At 48.1% G+C, this 17,344-nt stretch carries 20 protein-coding genes; 9 read left to right on the forward strand and 11 right to left on the reverse strand.

Features of this window, described 5'->3' with window-relative positions; translation table 11 throughout:
* Positions 1–71 precede the first annotated feature (71 nt).
* Complete coding sequence (locus ACR9Y8_RS17870; protein WP_481214608.1) at positions 72–1,073, forward strand: NAD-dependent epimerase/dehydratase family protein; 1,002 nt, start codon at positions 72–74, stop codon at positions 1,071–1,073.
* Here the strand turns inward: ACR9Y8_RS17870 and ACR9Y8_RS17875 are convergent.
* The 3 genes from ACR9Y8_RS17875 to ACR9Y8_RS17885 all read right to left on the reverse strand — a co-directional run bounded on the left by ACR9Y8_RS17875 (position 1,059) and on the right by ACR9Y8_RS17885 (position 4,136).
* Entirely contained in the window at positions 1,059–1,745 is a 687-nt protein-coding gene (locus ACR9Y8_RS17875) for a hypothetical protein (protein WP_481214609.1), read from the reverse strand. The genes ACR9Y8_RS17870 and ACR9Y8_RS17875 overlap by 15 nt on opposite strands.
* A gap of 77 nt (positions 1,746–1,822) precedes the next feature.
* Entirely contained in the window at positions 1,823–2,776 is a 954-nt protein-coding gene (locus tag ACR9Y8_RS17880; RefSeq protein ID WP_481214610.1) for a UDP-3-O-(3-hydroxymyristoyl)glucosamine N-acyltransferase, read from the reverse strand.
* 646 nt (positions 2,777–3,422) lie between these two features.
* Positions 3,423–4,136, reverse strand: a complete 714-nt coding sequence (locus ACR9Y8_RS17885) for a Crp/Fnr family transcriptional regulator (RefSeq protein WP_481214611.1) — start codon at positions 4,134–4,136, stop codon at positions 3,423–3,425.
* A 53-nt stretch (positions 4,137–4,189) separates the two neighbouring features.
* Here ACR9Y8_RS17885 and ACR9Y8_RS17890 point away from each other — a divergent pair, with 53 nt between their 5' ends.
* From ACR9Y8_RS17890 to ACR9Y8_RS17920, 7 genes are all read left to right on the forward strand, one after another.
* Positions 4,190–4,783 (forward strand): pseudouridine synthase, encoded by a 594-nt coding sequence (locus tag ACR9Y8_RS17890; protein WP_481214612.1) that lies wholly within the window; start codon positions 4,190–4,192, stop codon positions 4,781–4,783.
* A 63-nt stretch (positions 4,784–4,846) separates the two neighbouring features.
* On the forward strand, positions 4,847–5,722 hold the full coding sequence (locus ACR9Y8_RS17895) for a YicC/YloC family endoribonuclease (protein ID WP_481214613.1): 876 nt from the start codon (positions 4,847–4,849) through the stop codon (positions 5,720–5,722).
* Positions 5,723–5,732: 10 nt separating this feature from the next.
* Positions 5,733–6,221 carry a gliding motility lipoprotein GldH gene (locus tag ACR9Y8_RS17900; RefSeq protein ID WP_481214614.1) on the forward strand — a complete coding sequence of 163 codons (489 nt, stop codon included), beginning with the start codon at positions 5,733–5,735 and terminating at the stop codon, positions 6,219–6,221.
* A complete protein-coding gene (locus ACR9Y8_RS17905) occupies positions 6,218–7,234 on the forward strand; it encodes a sensor histidine kinase (RefSeq protein ID WP_481214615.1) in 1,017 nt (338 codons plus the stop codon). The genes ACR9Y8_RS17900 and ACR9Y8_RS17905 overlap by 4 nt, the downstream gene beginning before the upstream one ends.
* A gap of 41 nt (positions 7,235–7,275) precedes the next feature.
* On the forward strand, positions 7,276–7,983 hold the full coding sequence (locus tag ACR9Y8_RS17910; protein ID WP_481214616.1) for a response regulator transcription factor: 708 nt from the start codon (positions 7,276–7,278) through the stop codon (positions 7,981–7,983).
* A 177-nt stretch (positions 7,984–8,160) separates the two neighbouring features.
* Positions 8,161–8,973 carry a sensor histidine kinase gene (locus tag ACR9Y8_RS17915; protein WP_481214617.1) on the forward strand — a complete coding sequence of 271 codons (813 nt, stop codon included), beginning with the start codon at positions 8,161–8,163 and terminating at the stop codon, positions 8,971–8,973.
* 104 nt (positions 8,974–9,077) lie between these two features.
* Positions 9,078–9,824 (forward strand): LytR/AlgR family response regulator transcription factor, encoded by a 747-nt coding sequence (locus tag ACR9Y8_RS17920; protein ID WP_481214618.1) that lies wholly within the window; start codon positions 9,078–9,080, stop codon positions 9,822–9,824.
* Here ACR9Y8_RS17920 and ACR9Y8_RS17925 read toward each other — a convergent pair.
* The 3 genes from ACR9Y8_RS17925 to ACR9Y8_RS17935 form a co-directional block, all read right to left on the reverse strand.
* A complete protein-coding gene (locus ACR9Y8_RS17925) occupies positions 9,819–10,583 on the reverse strand; it encodes a tetratricopeptide repeat protein (protein ID WP_481214619.1) in 765 nt (254 codons plus the stop codon). The genes ACR9Y8_RS17920 and ACR9Y8_RS17925 overlap by 6 nt on opposite strands.
* A complete protein-coding gene (locus ACR9Y8_RS17930; protein ID WP_481214620.1) occupies positions 10,580–12,559 on the reverse strand; it encodes a BatD family protein in 1,980 nt (659 codons plus the stop codon). Before ACR9Y8_RS17930 ends, ACR9Y8_RS17925 begins: the two co-directional genes overlap by 4 nt.
* Positions 12,560–12,686: 127 nt before the next feature.
* The gene (locus tag ACR9Y8_RS17935; protein ID WP_481214621.1) at positions 12,687–13,391 is read right to left on the reverse strand and encodes an SDR family oxidoreductase; all 705 of its coding nucleotides are present in this window, start codon (positions 13,389–13,391) and stop codon (positions 12,687–12,689) included.
* Positions 13,392–13,453: 62 nt separating this feature from the next.
* On the opposite strand from ACR9Y8_RS17935, the gene ACR9Y8_RS17940 reads away from it, so the two are divergent.
* Positions 13,454–14,149: a YjjG family noncanonical pyrimidine nucleotidase gene (locus ACR9Y8_RS17940; protein ID WP_481214622.1), complete on the forward strand. Its 696-nt coding sequence runs from the start codon at positions 13,454–13,456 to the stop codon at positions 14,147–14,149.
* Positions 14,150–14,239: 90 nt separating this feature from the next.
* Here ACR9Y8_RS17940 and ACR9Y8_RS17945 read toward each other — a convergent pair whose 3' ends face one another.
* From ACR9Y8_RS17945 to ACR9Y8_RS17965, 5 genes are all read right to left on the reverse strand, one after another.
* Positions 14,240–14,497, reverse strand: a complete 258-nt coding sequence (locus ACR9Y8_RS17945; protein ID WP_481214623.1) for a hypothetical protein — start codon at positions 14,495–14,497, stop codon at positions 14,240–14,242.
* Between the two features lie 42 nt (positions 14,498–14,539).
* Positions 14,540–15,193, reverse strand: coding sequence for a phosphatidylserine decarboxylase family protein (locus ACR9Y8_RS17950; protein WP_481214624.1), 654 nt, complete (start codon positions 15,191–15,193; stop codon positions 14,540–14,542).
* Positions 15,194–15,305: 112 nt separating this feature from the next.
* Positions 15,306–16,190, reverse strand: coding sequence for a phosphatidate cytidylyltransferase (locus ACR9Y8_RS17955; protein WP_481214625.1), 885 nt, complete (start codon positions 16,188–16,190; stop codon positions 15,306–15,308).
* Between the two features lie 2 nt (positions 16,191–16,192).
* Positions 16,193–16,417, reverse strand: a complete 225-nt coding sequence (locus tag ACR9Y8_RS17960; protein ID WP_481214626.1) for a putative signal transducing protein — start codon at positions 16,415–16,417, stop codon at positions 16,193–16,195.
* Positions 16,417–17,319 (reverse strand): CPBP family intramembrane glutamic endopeptidase, encoded by a 903-nt coding sequence (locus tag ACR9Y8_RS17965; RefSeq protein ID WP_481214627.1) that lies wholly within the window; start codon positions 17,317–17,319, stop codon positions 16,417–16,419. The genes ACR9Y8_RS17960 and ACR9Y8_RS17965 overlap by 1 nt, the downstream gene beginning before the upstream one ends.
* Positions 17,320–17,344: the final 25 nt, after the last annotated feature.

Genomic DNA, 17,344 nt, shown 5'->3' on the forward strand with positions numbered 1-17,344 from the left:
CGGCTAATTCGTAATTCATCGTTCCTAATTATCTATCTTTGGGCCTTCTATTAACATGTGAACATCATTTCATGATCTTAGTTACCGGCGGAACAGGTTTTTTAGGCAGTCATTTATTAAGGGCGCTGGTCAATGCCGGTAAGCCCGTAAGAGCGTTATACCGTCAGCAGATCCCCGCCCAGGTACAGGATATACAGCACAAGGTGCAGTGGGTGCAGGGTGATATACTGGACGTTATAAGCCTTGAAGAGGCCATGCAGGGAATCACACAGGTATATCACTGTGCCGCCGTGGTGTCTTTCAGTCCCGACAGTCGACAGGAGCTCATGCTGGTCAATGTGGAAGGTACAGCTAATGTGGTGAACCTGGCGCTGGACGCAGGTGTGAAAAAGATGGTGCACGTAAGTTCTGTAGCTGCATTAGGCCGGATAAAAGACGGAGGTGTGATGGATGAGGAATGCGAATGGCAGGAAAGCCGTAATAATTCCCAATACGCCATCAGCAAATACAGGGGTGAAATGGAGGTATGGAGAGGTCAGGCAGAAGGATTGCAAACGGCCATCGTAAACCCTTCTATTATACTGGGCAGCGGTTTCTGGCATGATGGCTCGGGTGCTCTGGTAAAGAATGCCTGGAAAGAGTTTCCGTTCTATACCAAAGGCATAAACGGCTTTGTAGACGTGGAAGACGTGGTAAAGGCCATGTGCCTGCTGATGGATAGCGATATCAAAGGGAACCGCTTCATCCTTTCTGCGGATAACTGGAGCTATTATGATCTTTTCAGTACAATGGCGGCCCGGCTGGGGAAAAAACCACCTCATATCGAAATAAGGTCCTGGCTGGCGGAACTGGTGTGGCGTATGGAAAAAGTGAAGGGCCTTTTTTCAGGCAACAAGCCGCTGGTAACCAAGGAAACTGCCCGTACGGCCCAGCTGAGGGTGTACTACAACAATGAAAAGATACAGCGGATGTTGCCCGGCTTCTCCTTTAAGCCGCTGCAGCAAACCATTGATGAGGTATGCGATGTTTATCGCCAGGAAATGGTGGGACAAGCCGGTCTACTCTCTAAGTAACAAGGCCCCGATTGCGGCGGCCAGTATTTTTTCCTTCTCTTTTGTGATGCGTTTGCTTACCCATACCCTCGGTTGTGCGCCTGGCATTACTGCTGCTACCGGGGTGCCGTGCTCCCTGAATTCAAAGCATATCTTTTCGTAGGAATTCACTATCCCAAACCTGTTGTGGGCGTTGATACCAATATCCTCCTTGGGTGAGCGGAGCACGCCTGCCGGTTTATTCTCATTCAGCTCAAGGTAATGTGGTTTTTTAAGTATCAGTTCCCAGCGTACCAATGGGGCTTGTTGTATGCCGTTAACAAGCGTATAAAAGAGCGGTGTGTTGCCAGGCAGCTTAGCCAGTGTTTCGGGTAGAGAACGCCCTGAAAAAGTTATGGCAGGGGTATTTAAAGCCTGTACAAGTATTTGTTCCGTGCTATCCTTCACGTTGAAGTTAAAAGCATTTTCTGCGGCTTTTACGAAGGTGATATTGGCAGCGGAGCTGATACCGTTCCGGCGGGAGGAGGTGGTGTAGCTACCATAGCTGATGGTTTTGGCGGATAGCCATCCATCGTTGATCTTTACCGGCCATTCCTGTGCTGCCGAATAGAGATCAATAGAAGGGGCGGGCGTTCTTTTCATGGTGCTGCAGCTGAAGCAGAGCAGGATAGAAAGCAGGCAGAGGGGACGCATATTAATAGCTTTAGCAGTGAGTGCGTCACTGCCAGTCCGGTGTTTTAGCAACCGGGCTAACAGTGACGGATGGGTACTTATTGATGATCTTTGTTGGTGATCCTGTCCCATATTTCGGGGATGCGTTTTATCCAGGCCAGTTCCCTTTTTTTGCTCCGGGCATCTTCCGCAGGGTAGCCAAAATAGGTTTTGCCACCTTCCAGCGAACCAGGAACGCCGCTTTGAGCAAGCACAATAGCATCTTTACCGATAGTAAGATCTTTGGATACGCCCACCTGTCCCCAGAGTATGACGTTATCTTCGATCTTTGCTTTACCGCCAATGCCTACCTGTGCGGCAAACAGACAGTTCTTTCCGATAACGGTACCGTGACCGATGTGGATCATGTTGTCAAGCTTGGTGCCCTGGCCTATGATGGTGTCACCGCTCACGCCTTTGTCTATGGTACAGCCGGCCCCTATTTCAACGTCGGCTTCAATGATCACCCTTCCACAGCTTTCGAGTTTATCATACATCACGGCACGCTCTTTCCTTCTTTTAAAGTAGAAGGCATCGGCGCCTATAACGGTGCCGGCATGGATGATAACATTATCGCCGATGATGCTGTGATCATATATCGTGACGTTGGGGTGGATGATGCAGTTACTACCTATGCGCACATGATTACCAATGAATACGTTAGGTTGTATGATGGTATCTTTTCCTATAACGGCGGTATCGCTGATGGGTTTGGATGCCGGTTCAAAAGGCCGGTAGCGTTTAACAAGAGATACGTAGGCTGTAAAGGGATCGTCTGTGATGAGCAGCGCTTTACCTGCGGGGCAGGCTACTTTCTTGTTGATGATGATGATGGTCGCAGCTGAATTCAGGGCTGCATCATAATACTTCTCGAAGTCTACGAATGATATGTCTCCTTCCTGGACCTTATGGATCTCATTGATGCCAGCGGCCATCAGCTTGCTGTTGCCTTCCAGCTCAGCGCCTATGATGGTGGCTATTTCGGTGACTGCAACAGGTGCTTCAAACTTCATATAGCATTGAATTAGTGTGTAATTGATAAAGTGGAGCAAAGTTAGGTGAAAGTTTGAATGTTCAAGGGGGTTGAAGGAGTAAGGGATGGATGAAGAAGGTTTGGAGGCAGTTAAATTTTGCTTTATTAAGCCCTCAAAAATGTGTTTTCTTAACTGTTGTTATCCACACTTTTTTTAGTGGTGTGAATAAAATTTTTTGTAAATTTTTTCTTTTGTCATGAAATTCTTTTTAATATTGTGTAGGGAATTTTGTTTCCCTGTACTTACTAACCCATTCACATAACAAGAAAGTCTGATTGTTCTCACGGTCAGACTTTTTTTATTGCCTTTAAAACCCGCTACAGTCAAGTATTTCAGCCATCGCTATCTTTTTTGATCATCACATACGCACGAGTTACATATCCTTTTTCGACAGGTTTAAGTGAGCCTGATGAAAAGGTCGGTCCATTCGTTTTTTTGCCTTTTTAAACCCTTTAAGCCCCTGAAGGAGGGAAATTTTTTTGATGAAGCGGGTTTAATCCTGGAGTGAAATGAAAAACGGAGTAAAAGAGGGTATAAATGGAGCTGGTACACGTGTAAAAGACGCCGGAAAATAACGTGGAATACTAACGTTAGTGTACATACGCAAAGATTGCTCTATCCCTTGCTAATCCTGCAAGTTAGCGGTTTTTATCATGCTCTTCATATTGAGCAGGCGTATCTTTTTACCTTCCAGCTCAATCATGCCTTCTTTTTTGAATTCGGAGAGTAAACGGATAGCGGATTCGGTAGCGGTGCCCACCAGGTTAGCAATTTCTTCACGGGAAAGGCGGACGTTGAGTGTTTGACCGTCGCTTTCCACGCCATAGGTTTCATGGATGAACAGCAGGGTTTCTGCCAGGCGTTCGCGTACGGGTTTCTGCGCCAGGTGTGTGATCTTCAGCTCAGCTTTGCGCAGTTCGCTGGAGAGGATACGCATCATTTCCAGAGAGAGTGATGGGTCACTCTGAAGTACGGAAAGAAACAGGTCTTTAGGAATGAAACATACCTGTGCATCTTCCAGCGCAATGGCCGTAGCCGTATATCGCTCGCCGCTCAGCAATGCCTTGTATCCCATAATGTCGCCGGCCTTTACGAGGCGGATGATCTGTTCACGGCCGTCATCTCCACTGTGAGAAAGCTTTATTTTTCCTGAATTGATGCAATAGATACCGAAAGAATAAGCGCCTTCCTGGAAGATGACCTGCCCTTTCTTATAGAGCGAACATACCCTGGATGCGTTCAGCGTAGCTAGCTGCTCTCCCTCCGCTTTGCAAAAAATAGATCCAAAGCGGGCTTGACAATGTTGACAACTGAGTTGTTGAATAGATGATGTGCCCATATGCAATAGCACAAAATTACTAATTTGCAGGGCGTTCACCAAAGCTGCTTCCCTTGTCTTTACGTTATTATCTCATCTACAAGCCTTACCAGGTGCTCACACAGTTTGGAAGGGAAGGCGGTAAGGCCAGCCTGGCCGACCATTTTGACGTGCCCCGGGATGTATATCCGGTAGGTCGCCTGGATTACGATAGCGAAGGACTGCTTATACTGACCAATGATAAATCGCTGAACCACCGCTTATTAAATCCCCGTTTTGCTCATGAACGGGAGTATTGGGTGCAGGTAGACGGCGCCATTACTCCAGCTGCCCTGGGCCAATTGCAGCAGGGTGTCCGGATCGCTGTAGACGGTAAGCCTTACCATACCCAACGCTGTCAGGCATTCCTTTTTGAGAACGAACCGGCCGTGCCGCCAAGAAATCCACCTATACGCTTCCGCAAAGAGATACCGGCGCCCTGGATCCGGCTGATATTGAAGGAGGGAAAGAACCGGCAGGTAAGGAAAATGACGGCTGCCGTGGGTTTCCCCACGTTGAGGCTTATCCGTTACCGGATTGCGGGTACTACGCTGGAGGGCCTGGAGCCGGGAGAAATGCGGGAATTAACGGGGGAGGAAATATATAAACTCTTAGCTTTTAAGCCCTAGCCGGCAGCCATCCTTTGCGCTTTGCACTAATTTAGCTAGGTTTGTTACCTACAAACACATAATATGCTGAAATCAATGACCGGCTTTGGAAGGGCTGAGATTACGCGTGGCGAAACGACTATCACTGTGGAGATAAAGTCCTTAAACGGGAAACAATTTGAGGTTAACCTGAAATTATCTCCCTTGTTAAGACCCTACGAATTTGACATCCGTAACCAGATGCAACAGGCTTTGCAAAGGGGCACCCTGGATACGACGATCAACATCCGGCAGAATGGGGCTACCCGTCCGGTGATGGTAAATACCGAGCTGGCCAAGTTTTACTATCAATCCATTACAACGCTGGCGAACGAACTGAAGCTCCCGCAGGACGACATGCTGAATGTGCTGATGAAGCTTCCGGAAGTAGTGACCCCCGCCACAGAACAGATAGCGGAACAGGAATGGAAAACTGTGCAGGACGTGCTGAAACAGGCGCTGGAAGAACTGGACACGCACCGTGCAAATGAAGGGGCCATGCTGGAGTCAGACCTGCTGCTGCGGATAGAAAATATTGAATCTTACTGTAGTAAGGTGCGGGAACTGGATCCCCTGCGTAAAGACAAGATCCGGCAAAGACTAGAACAGCTGCTGGCAGAATACGTGGGAAAGGAGAATGTCGATGGCAACCGCATGGAACAGGAACTGATCTTTTACCTGGAAAAGCTGGATATTTCAGAAGAGCTGATACGCCTGGAGAATCATTGCCGTTACTTCAAGGATATACTGAGGGAGCCGGAAATGGCCAAGGGCAAAAAACTGGGTTTTGTGCTGCAGGAAGTAGGACGTGAAATAAATACTACCGGATCAAAAGCCAATGACGCCGCCATACAGCAGTGGGTGGTATTAATGAAAGACGAACTGGAAAAGGCCAAAGAACAAGTATTAAATGTACTATAGAAGTAAGTTTATGAACCGTTTGGGCGCAGTTATTATCGCCGCTTGCCTGCTAATGGCATCCTGCCTGCCCACTAAAATGGATGCCTATGAAAAGAACCAGGAAATACCCGGGCATCAGTGGACATATCAATACAAGCCCGTTTTTGAAGTAACGGTAAAGCCGGAAGACACGGCCTACCTGTATAACATATATGTGAACGTACGGCATACAGATGCCTATCCCTACAGCAACATATGGGTGTTGGTGAATACACAGACACCGGGCGATACCGCTCAAAAGGCACGCCGGGTAGAACTGCCCCTGGCAGATGCCAGTGGTAAATGGCTGGGCAGCGGACTGGATGACATCTATGAGCACCGCATTCCCATACAGGAGAAGGCCATTCTGAATAAGCCAGGTACCTACCGCTTTATTTTTGAACAGAATATGCGGCAAAATCCATTGCCTTATGTGATGAACGTAGGGCTGCGGATAGAGAAAGCCGGACAAAGACCATGAGGCGCATTTTCATTAAGATGCAGGATAAGAAAGTAGTGCCAGCTATCTACCTTTTTGTGCTGGCATATACCATACTGGCGCTGGTGTGGTGGGGCGTGCTGCTGTTCCTGCAAAGCGATCAGATCACCCGCTTTGAAAAGCAGAACCTGGACCTGCGCATCGATAAGGTTACGCATCCCACAGAATACCAGCAGGAACTGAGGCGTATAGACCGCGATGAACGGATGCGTACTTTCAAATTCTTCGGTGAAGGCGGTACCTTCCTCTGCATCATACTACTGGGCGCTTTCTTTGTATACCGTGCCATAAGAAAGCATATAAAACTCACCCAGCAGCAGCAGAACTTTATGATGGCGGTTACCCATGAGCTGAAATCACCTATAGCAGCCGTTAAGCTGAACCTGGAAACCATCCGCAAGCATAAGCTGGATGAAGAAAAGCAACACAAGCTGGTAGAGAATACCATCAAGGAGACCAACCGGCTGGATCAGCTTTGTAACAATATACTCCTTGCTTCACAGCTGGAAACACAACGGTACCGGCTGTTCAAAGAGCCGCTTAATTTTTCCGCCCTGTTGGAAAGCGGCATTAGGGAAGTACAGGGGCGCATACCAACTCACACCATCACAGCGGAAATATCGCCGGATATATGGGTGGAAGGAGACAAATTCATGCTCCAGATGGCCTTAAGCAACCTGGTAGAGAATGCCGCCAAATACGCCCCGAAACAAACGCTGATCAAAGTACGCTTATACGAGTCCGGTCATACCCTGAAATGGCAGGTGGCCGATGAAGGTCCGGGCATACCGCCCGAAGAAAGGGAACGGATATTCCTGAAGTTTTACCGCATTGGCAATGAAAATACCCGTAAGGCAAAGGGGTCAGGTCTGGGCCTGTTTCTTACCAGGAAAATAGTGGAGCAGCATGGCGCCTCTATCCTGGTGAAGGACAATACTCCTACAGGCGCCTGCTTCGAGGTTACCTGGCCGGTTTATTCCGTACAAACGGCGTAAATTTGCAGAATGGATGGTAAACTATAGACAAAATTTTTCACATGAAAGAAGCGACAAAAGCGTCCATTTTGCTGGTAGAAGATGAAGAGAACCTTCAGGAAGCGCTGAAGCTGAACTTGGAGCTGGAAGGTTATGAAGTAACTGCAGCGGATAACGGGACAACAGCCTTAAAGGCAGTAAAGAATGAATATTTTGACCTGATCATATTAGACATCATGCTGCCCGAAATGGACGGCATCGCTGTATGCGAGAACATACGCATACAGAACAATGATGTGCCTATCCTGTTCTTAAGCGCAAGGAACAGCAGTGCAGACCGTGTACTGGGATTGAAAAAGGGAGGGGATGATTATATGACCAAACCCTTTAATCTCGAAGAGCTGTTGTTAAGAGTGGAAAAGCTGATCGTAAAGAACAAACGGATACAGGACAAAGACAGTGTGCCGAATATATACCGCTTTGGTAACAACACGATAGATTTTGCGGCCCAGGAATGTATAGGTAAAGACGGCAAACACTATGAGCTGAGCAAGAAAGAAACAATGTTGCTGAAGCTGCTCATCGAGAACAAAGGAGAAGTAGTGACCCGGGAAAAGATCCTCCAGGTGGTTTGGGGATACAATGTATATCCGACTACGCGCACTATCGACAACTTTATACTGAACTTCCGCAAGTATTTTGAAGAAGACAGCCGTAACTCCAAATATTTCCACTCCGTAAGAGGTGTAGGATATAAGTTCACAGAATAGCTATTAGCTGCAGCACTTGCAGCTAACAGCTATAAGCTGACCACTTATAATTGTTTTTCTTCCGATTGCCACACAAATACTGCCTTGCAGTAATTACCCCTTTCCTTTCCTGATGATTTAATAGAAATTTAAATAGCGTATATAATATGCGTGGTGGTCCCTTTGTAAACCTTATCAGTGTTACGATATTACGAGCATATATTTTCAGCGAGTGATTGGCCTTACTGGCTGTTCTTTTTATTAAGTGTGGCGCTAATCAGTTACTTTTTTTTCCGGCGGGAACAAAGGATCAAACTGGCTACCACCGAAGAAATAAACAGGCGGCAATCAATGGTGAACCTCGAATTGCATGCCTTTCAGGCGCAAATGGATCCCCATTTCATTTTCAATAGCTTAAACGCCATCCACCATTATATCCTTACCACCAGCACAGATATGGCGTCCCTCTACCTTACCCGCTTTTCCAAACTCATGCGCTTAATGATCGCCAATTTTAATAAAGAATGGGTAAACCTGGAGGACGACCTCGAAGCGCTTGAACTGTATATACAACTGGAACAGCTGCGCTTCGAGTCTCAATTTGCCTATCAGCTGCGCCTTTCTCCGGAGATCAGCGACCGTTTTACCCTCGTACCCCCGCTCATCATCCAGCCCTATGTACAACAGGCTATCTGGCATCGCATACTGCAGCGGCCGCAGAAAAGCGGTGGCCGCCTCGATATATTCATAGGCCGCGACCACGACCGCTTGTATATACAGGTGGATGACAACGGCGTACGCAGTGAACTCCATCCGGCCTCCTATACAGCCGCCCAGCTAACCCGTAATGTCAACATTGCTGCAGAGCGGCTGCATATTATGAGTGAAAAGTATCATATGGAGGCCAGTGTTACTGAGCAAGACTTCTTCGAAGAGGGATCCTCTACCCCCGGTAGCCGCGTTACCATCAATATGCGGCACATCAGCAGCCGGCAATTATTGGCCGGATAATCAATTTCCATGGAAATTTCGTAATTTTTAGGTGGGACAATAAACACTATTCCGGCAATCTGCCGGACTGCGAATGCAAATCCATTATTTCTAACCTGAGTAATATGCGTGCTATTATAGTGGACGATGAGAAGCACTGTCGTGACCTGTTGCTGCTGCTATTGGAAAAGTATTGCCCGGATGTGGCGGTTGAGGCCGTTTGCTCAGATGGCATTACTGCCTTGGAGGCCATTGAAAGATACCACCCTGAACTGCTGTTCCTGGATGTGGAGATGCCAGGTATGAACGGGTTTCAACTCCTGGAAACCTGTGAGCAGCGTGGTTTTTCTATCATATTCACCACGGCGTATAACCAGTACGCAATACAAGCCATCCGGCACAGCGCATTGGATTATCTGTTAAAACCGCTTGACAAAGATGAGCTGATAAGAGCAGTGGAAAAAGCTGCATCACTGCAAATGCAGATCAATGGTAACAAGGTAAATAACCTGCTGCAGTTCCTGCATGAGCACCTGCAGGCCGGTGAACGGCTGGCGCTGCCTACCATGGAAGGATTGCGGATGGTGCTGCCTAAAGACATCCTGTATTGCGTAGCAGAAGGGGCCTATACGCGCTTACACCTGCACAGTGATAAAATGGCTCCGTTGGTGTGCCGCACTTTAAAAGAAGTGGAAATGGTGCTAAAGGATAAAGGTTTTTTCAGGGTACATCACAGTTACCTGATCAACCTCTCGTTTATGGATAAATACATTAAGGGAGATGGCGGGGAGATCATCATGACGAATGGAAGCTGTATCCCCGTTTCCCGTCACCGCAAGCAGGACTTTATGGCGAGGATAGAAAAGTTATAGGCGCTTTACTTCATTACAGCTTATCCAGCCCATTTTGCCATCTGCCAGTGCTACTTTGCAGTAATCTTCGGTTGCATCCAGCACTTCTACTTTCATCCCTTCATTTAATTCAAAAAGATCTTTACCGCCCGGGTCTGGGCCTGGTTTGGCTTTGATGCCACTGTTCATTACAATGCCGGTATGATGGCTGTTGGCTGTCTGCCAGGTGTAGATAGACATAAAGCAGTAAATAACCGCCAGCGCTCCTATAACGCCAATTCCCACACGAAGCAGGCGAGTGGCAAAACGTTCTGCCAGCAGGTATACCAGGATACCGGCTACCAGTAGCCAGAACAGCACGATACTGCCAATAGCCCAACCGTTAGGGCTATGAAGATGCTCCCATTGCTGCCACCATTTCTGGAAGAATAACAGGGGCAATTCATCTGTGAAACCCTGTACCCGCTGATTAGCTAACGCAAGATTATGTGCGGCAGCTTCATGATCAGGATCGAGGCGTAATGCCTTTTCATAGTTGTATACCGCCAGGCCCGTGCGATTACTTTTATAGTAAGCATTGCCCGCGTTGAAATACAGATCAGGCAGAGAATAACCCTGATCTATCAGCTGCTGATAGGCCGCTGCAGCTTCGCTGTATTTGTTCTGCTGGTATAGCTGGAAGGCTTTTTCGTACTGTTGCTGCTGCGTAGTGTTCTGCGCCTGCAATGAACCAAAGCCCAGCAGCAATAACAGTGGTAGTATATAACGTATGGCGCTCATATTAATTCCTTCTTCGTTTTCAATTCCTCTTCCAGCTGGCTGATAACTTTCACTGCCTGCTGGTAAGTGCCCTGCATTCTGTCGTTACTGTGCAGCGGAGCATACAGGGCCATTTCACAGTTATCCAGCAGTTCAAAGAGCTGATGTGTATTCTGCCCGTTGATATGCCGGGATGCAAGTTTATCCTGCACCAGCTGCTTATTGAGATCTGCAAAAGGTATCTGCAGTTTATGACTCAGATAGCCCCATACCGCGCGGGAGGTTTCTTCATAAAATGCGCGGTCCTTTCCTTCTTTTAGGTAGCGGGCAGCCAGTTCCAGGCGTTTTAATGCAGCCTTGTTGGCGTAACGGAGTCTGAGCATGTCGGCATTTACCTGCTGGTACCGAATTTTACGGCGATATAGTATACCGCCCGCCAGGGCCAGTGCGGGTAGCAGTAATAAGAGCCAGTACCAGATGCTGCCAATTACAAAACCCGTGTCTTTTATCCAATGCAAGGGAGCTTTGCGCACCGGTATCAGCACGTTCTTATCTACACTGAAATCTTCCTTATCCTGCTTGTTTTGTTTGCCCGGGCTTACTTTGATGGAGAATGCCTTTGATTTGATCGTTTTATAGGCATGGGCAGCAGGATCGAAGTAAGAAAATTCCACTGGCGGAATGGTATGCTCACCAGCTTCCAACGGCATGAGCGCAAACTCGAACTGGCGGCTACCAGACAGTGGGTTGCTGTTCTTGTCAATATTATCGGTGATCTTCGGATCATATTTTTCGAAGCTGCCCGGTATATCAATTTTAGGACTGTTGAGCAGGTTTACATTTCCCTGGCCGGCGACCACCACTTTCAGCGTGAGCGCATCATCAGTGGTAAGAGATGTTTTGTCAACAGTGGCATTCATTGTAAAGTGTCCCACTGCGCCATTGAAGCTTAGGGGCCGGGTATCTACCGGCAGCGGCTTAACGGTGATCTTTACAGGTGTGCTCTGTATTTTGTAGGGAACATCTTCGTAGGTAACCTCCGGACGGTTAAAGAAGTCATCAAAGAAAGGATCATTAAAGGGATCCTTGAAGCCCGGGTCGTTAAAGAAATCTTCGAAAATATCCCTTGGCCGTTTACGGTTGTTATTGTCATTTACCAGCTTTACCAGTCTTACCTGGTTATCCACTTCAACAGGGTCCAGTTCCAGCGTGCCGGACTGCAGCGGGAACAGCAAAGTTTTGCGTATAGTGAAAACTTTAAACAGCTGTCCGTTCACCCGTTCTGTAGTAGCCTGCGGCGGATTAGGCAGTTCAACATCTTTGGCAGAAAACCCTTTGAATGCCGGTACGCGGGTAACGCTTGAATTGGTGGGCAGGCGGGTGTACAGTTTATACGTGGCAGTTAGCTGCTCGCCTTCATAGAGGCTGGTTTTATCCACGTCTACTTTCAGGAAAATGTTCTTGCGCAGTTTCGTGTTTACATCCTCTCCCTTACGTAGTATACCATCAGATACCTCTTCGTCTACCTGTCCGGGCGGTCTGCGCGGGGCAAATCCCGGTGGCGGATTACTGGGCGCTGCCTGCACTGCGCCATGTTGGCTTTTTACCACCTCTATAGTAACCGGGTTAGAGCGAACCATATTACCATTCACCCTGGCCGTTGCGCCGGCAATGGTAAAGTTGCCTGCCCTTTTAGGTTGGATTACATAAATAAGTGCGATATACTCCGAACGTTTGCCATTGAAAATAGATTGCCCCTGCACCTGGGAGGGACCTTGCATCACTTCAAAATCATTCAACGCAGGAGGCTGAAAGCTGGAAACATTCGGGGCGTTCTCCAGCATGAACTGTATCTGAAATGGTTCGTCCTGCGCAACCCGGGTACTGCTTACATTCGTAGTAAAGCGAAACTCCTGGGCCCTTGCGCAGGCCATTATACCCAAACAAAAGAGCAGGGCCAGACCCCACTTCCTTATTTTAACCTGACTGACCATCATATCTCTTGACAAATTTAACCAAAGCCTTAGCTGTGAGACGTAATTTCCCGTTAAAAGTTAGTTAAAAAAATAATAAAATATGATGACTAAATCTTTAACTGGCAAGGATTTGCGCGTGATGTGCCACTTATCCGATATCACCCAGTATAGGCCTTAACAGGATCTCTTCCACAACAGTTTGCGCCGAGAGTGTATAGGAAGCCCATACGATGTTTGCAATGTCCTCCGGGGTCATCATACGGTCTGCGGGCGCTTCAAACCCTTCCCAGGAAGCAGTTAACGTTGGGCCGGGGCTGATAGCCGTAACTTTCACATTGTGTTGCTTCAGCTCTTCACGCAGGTTTCTTGAAAAGCCCAGTAATGCGAATTTAGTAATGCTATAAGCCCCTCCGTTAGGATAAGCCTTGTAGCTGGCGGTAGAACAAAGGTTGAAGATGTGGCCCTGGCGCCGGGAGATCATACCAGGCAACAGCTGCCGGCTAAGGTGGTAGGCACTGTATACATTTACCGCCATCAGGTTTTCCAGCAGGCCCTCCGGCTCTTCATGCAATGCGCCGGGCACAAAAATACCGGCATTGTTCACCAGTATATCCACGGCCGGGAATGCGGTACTGACCTTCTCCGCAAAACCAAGCACCTGCTGTTTGTCGCCCATATCCACGGGAACAGCCAGTATTTGTGTCTGTGGGCGCCGCTGCCGTATAAAAGCAGCCGTTTCCTCCAGTGCAGCGCTGTTCCGGGCGCAGATCGCCACATTAAAACCTTCCATGGCAAGCTTTATTGCTACCGCTTTTCCTATGCCTTTACTGGCGCCTGTGATCACCGCGTTCATAATGAATTGTTAAAAACCGGAAAATAAGAAAAATGAGTGAATGGTGTAACTTTGCATGCGTGATGAAGTACAAACATATTTTCTTTGACCTGGACCATACACTGTGGGATTTTGAGACCAACTCTTACCAGACCCTTCAGGAACTTTATTATCACCATAACCTGAGCAGCAGAGGCGTCCCCACTTTTGAGGCCTTCTATAACAGTTACGTGGTACACAACGATATACTGTGGGACCGTTTCCGTAAGGGATTTATTAGCCGGAACGACCTGCGGTATAAACGTTTCCGCGCTACGCTGCTTGACTTCAAGATCGGGGATGAGAAGTTGTCAGACGCGTTGAGCGACCAGTTTATCCAGATACTGCCCGGCAAAACCGCGCTGTTCCCTTATACCGTGGAAGTGCTGGAATATCTGAGAGATAAGCAATATCCCCTCCATATGATCACGAACGGTTTTGAGGAAACACAGATGCTGAAGATGCGCAATGCAGGTATTGACCATTTCTTTACACATATCATTACCTCGGAGGTTGCAGGAAGCCTGAAGCCCTACCGGGAGATCTTTGATTATGCTATCGGTAAGGCTGCCACCACTGCCGCTGACAGCATTATGATCGGCGATGCGATGGACCTGGATATTGCAGGCGCCCACAATGTGGGAATGGACCAGGTATATTTCAACCCTGCCGTACCTGCAACCAGCCTTCAGCCTACTTATACCATTTCCTGTCTGAGCGAGCTGAAAACGATATTGTAATTATTGCACGTTTAATAGCGAGAGCCTCAGGTTACAGGGTCATTCCCGAAACCTGAGGCTCTTCCTTTATAGCGACTATAAGTAAATAGATCAACCTTCTTTAACCGGAGCCGGTTTGGCAGCCGGTTCCTTCTTTGCAGGTTTTGCAGCCGCTGTTCTGAGAGACGCTGCTTTAGACGGCTGCATGCAGCAGGACTTCGTCTTGGCGGTAGCTGCACCTTCTTTTTTACAGCAGGCGGCAGCACTTGCGTCCTTTTTGCAACAAGCCTTGGCTGTTTCCTTATCCTGGGCAAGGACTGCGCCGCCAATCAACAGGGTGGCTGCGAGGGATATAAATATCTTTTTCATCTGTACCGGTTTTATTGGCGTACTCTTTAAAGATACTACATTTTACAATTGGGCAATGACCGTTTGTCCGCCTTTTACGTTCTGTTCCAGCTGAACGTCCACCTTGGTGCCTACCGGCAGGAAAATATCTACACGGGAACCGAATTTAATAAAGCCCAGTTCTTCATTCTGCTTTACCACCTGGCCGGCTTTCAGGTAGTTCACAATACGGCGGGCAAGAGCGCCGGCAATCTGGCGTACCAGCACCTCAGCCTTTTCGTTACCGATCACCACCGTATGTCTTTCGTTCTCAGTAGATGATTTGGGATGCCAGGCCACCAGGTATTTGCCGCTATGGTACTGTGACAGTTTCACTTGGCCGCTGATAGGGTTCCTGTTCACGTGTACATTGGCCGGGCTCATGAAGATGGACACCTGCAGGCGTTTATCCTTAAAGTATTCGGGCTCGTAGGTTTCTTCTATCACCACCACTCTACCATCGCAGGGAGAAATCACCATAGACTCGCCATGCTGCATGTCCCGGATGGGTATCCGGAAAAAAGAAATAATGAAAAGGAACAGTACCAGGGATATGACGAAAAAGGTCCAGCTAAATACCGGAGACTGTCCGAGGAAGTAAAAAACGGCCACGTTAAGCAGCGCCAGCACCAGAAAAGTCAGTGCGATAGTGCCCAATCCTTCGCGATGGATCTTCATGTTTGTTGTTAGTTTGTTGGTTTCGGTAATGCGAAGGTAGTATAATTACGATTAAGAATTAAGCAGAACCTTCTTCGTAACACATAATTGATAATTCGTAATCAGCTTTAAATCAAACCATCATAAAGGAATGTACGTAGATCCAGGCAAAAGGCGTGGCAAGCAGCAGGGAATCGAAGCGATCCAGGAAGCCGCCATGGCCGGGCATGATGTTACCAGAATCCTTTACACCTGCCATTCTTTTCAGTTTAGACTCCAGTAGATCGCCGGCAGTGCCAAATACAGCAGCAATCCCAGCTAATGCCAGCCAATGTTGCAGGTTAAGCCATTCCCTTCCCCAATAGTAGCCAAAGATACCGGCCACCGCAACAGCCAGGATCATACCGCCTACTGAACCTTCCATCGTCTTTTTAGGAGAGATGGCAGGAAAGAAGGGCGTACGGCCGATCAGGGAGCCGATGATATAAGCCATGGTATCGTTGATCCAGATAAAGCAGATCAATAACAGGGGGATCAGCCAGCCGGGCTGGCCACCAGGTATGTTTCCCGTAAAAATGATATCATTTACACTGAGGCGCAGATCGATGAGCAGGCCCAGGGATACAGTGATGTACAGGAGGCCCAGGGCGGAATAGCCTATGTTTTTCAGTGAGAAATCTTTTCCCAGCAGTATCTCCCCCATAGGCAGCACCAGCAGGAAGATCACAGACATCCACCAGCCCAGAAAACCCAGCGAGATATCCGTGGTACCAAATGCCTGGCCGGTGAATGCCATAATGATAGCACAACTGGCCACCAGCACACCGTAACGGTGCCATATGGATACCTCCTGGTAGTCCGTATCTATCAGGCGGATCAGTTTAAAGTATTCCTGTAGCGCGAAAATATTCACGAGAAAAAATAGCAGGAAAAAGCTGAAAGGGCTCCATAAAATCCCCCCGAGCATAATAGCCACAAATACCAGGGCAGAGGCGGTACGGGTAAAAAATGTCTTCATCTTTATTGTTTGGTTGTGCTTCTTCCTTCGTTGATCAACTCCCGGGCTTGTACCTCCTGTGAAACATGGACATATACTTCGGCTCGTCCAGGCAGGGCCTGCAGGTAAGACGAATCCTGGCGATTCAGCAATACGGCATTCACACCGTTTTCCATCAGCATTCCTTTTATCAGTTCTGCTTCAAAAGGGCTGTTGGTATCAAAAATTTTTATCCAGTCTTTTTCCATTATTCCGGTTTTATGGGTTGGTTCGGCAATTTAGTACGTTTACGGAACACCCACAAAAGCGAGAGGGTGACCAGCGCGCTGATCAGGGCAACGTACCAGGAGGTAGTGCCCGTTTTCGTAGGATCATCCTGTATCGCTTTTACCTGGTAGAGGTAGGCTGCCACCACCTGTATGCCATTCACGAGGAAATGACCGATAATAGACAGCCACAGGTTACCGCTGAGCAGGTAAATGGCTCCCAGTAGAAAACCCAGCAGCGCCCTCGGCACCAGGCCCAGGAGCTGCATATGTACGGCGCTGAAGAGAATAGCGGTAATGAGCACTCCCAGCCAGGGCAGCTTTACCATCTGGATAATAAGCCGCTGCAGCACACCGCGGAAAAATACCTCCTCTCCTACGGCAGGAAGCACAGCAATAAGCACAAGGTTAATAAGCAGGTCGGTTATTCTCGGCATTTGCAGCATGCGTTCCACCAGCCGGTCTGCCTGCTCTTCCATCTGCCGCACGGTAGCAGACACATGCCAGTGTTGATTCCATTCTGCGGTTAGATCTACGGCCCACAATGAACAATACATAATTAAAAGGGCTAATATCAAGGGCAGTGCCCGGGGCTTCTGGCGCAGGCCCAGCCATGTAGCGGGCCTCGGATCGGTGAGGTACGCAAATAATAAGGCAGGCACCAAATAAACCACTAAAGTGTATAAAAATTGTACTAATTTCAAATAGCCGATAACTTTAGGACCGGTGGCGCCGGCGTCTTGCAATTGTTCAATAGTATAACCACTCAGGGCGGGAAAGCCAGTGTAAAGGAAAGTGCCATAGAGTAGCATGAAACCGATAAAGATCCCAATAAACGCCACAAACTGCAACGAAGGTGAAGACTGTTTCAAGTAGCCGGTCATAGATGTTAGCTGTATTAAATTTGCG

Source organism: Chitinophaga sp. SVR4-12A (assembly GCF_056754765.1).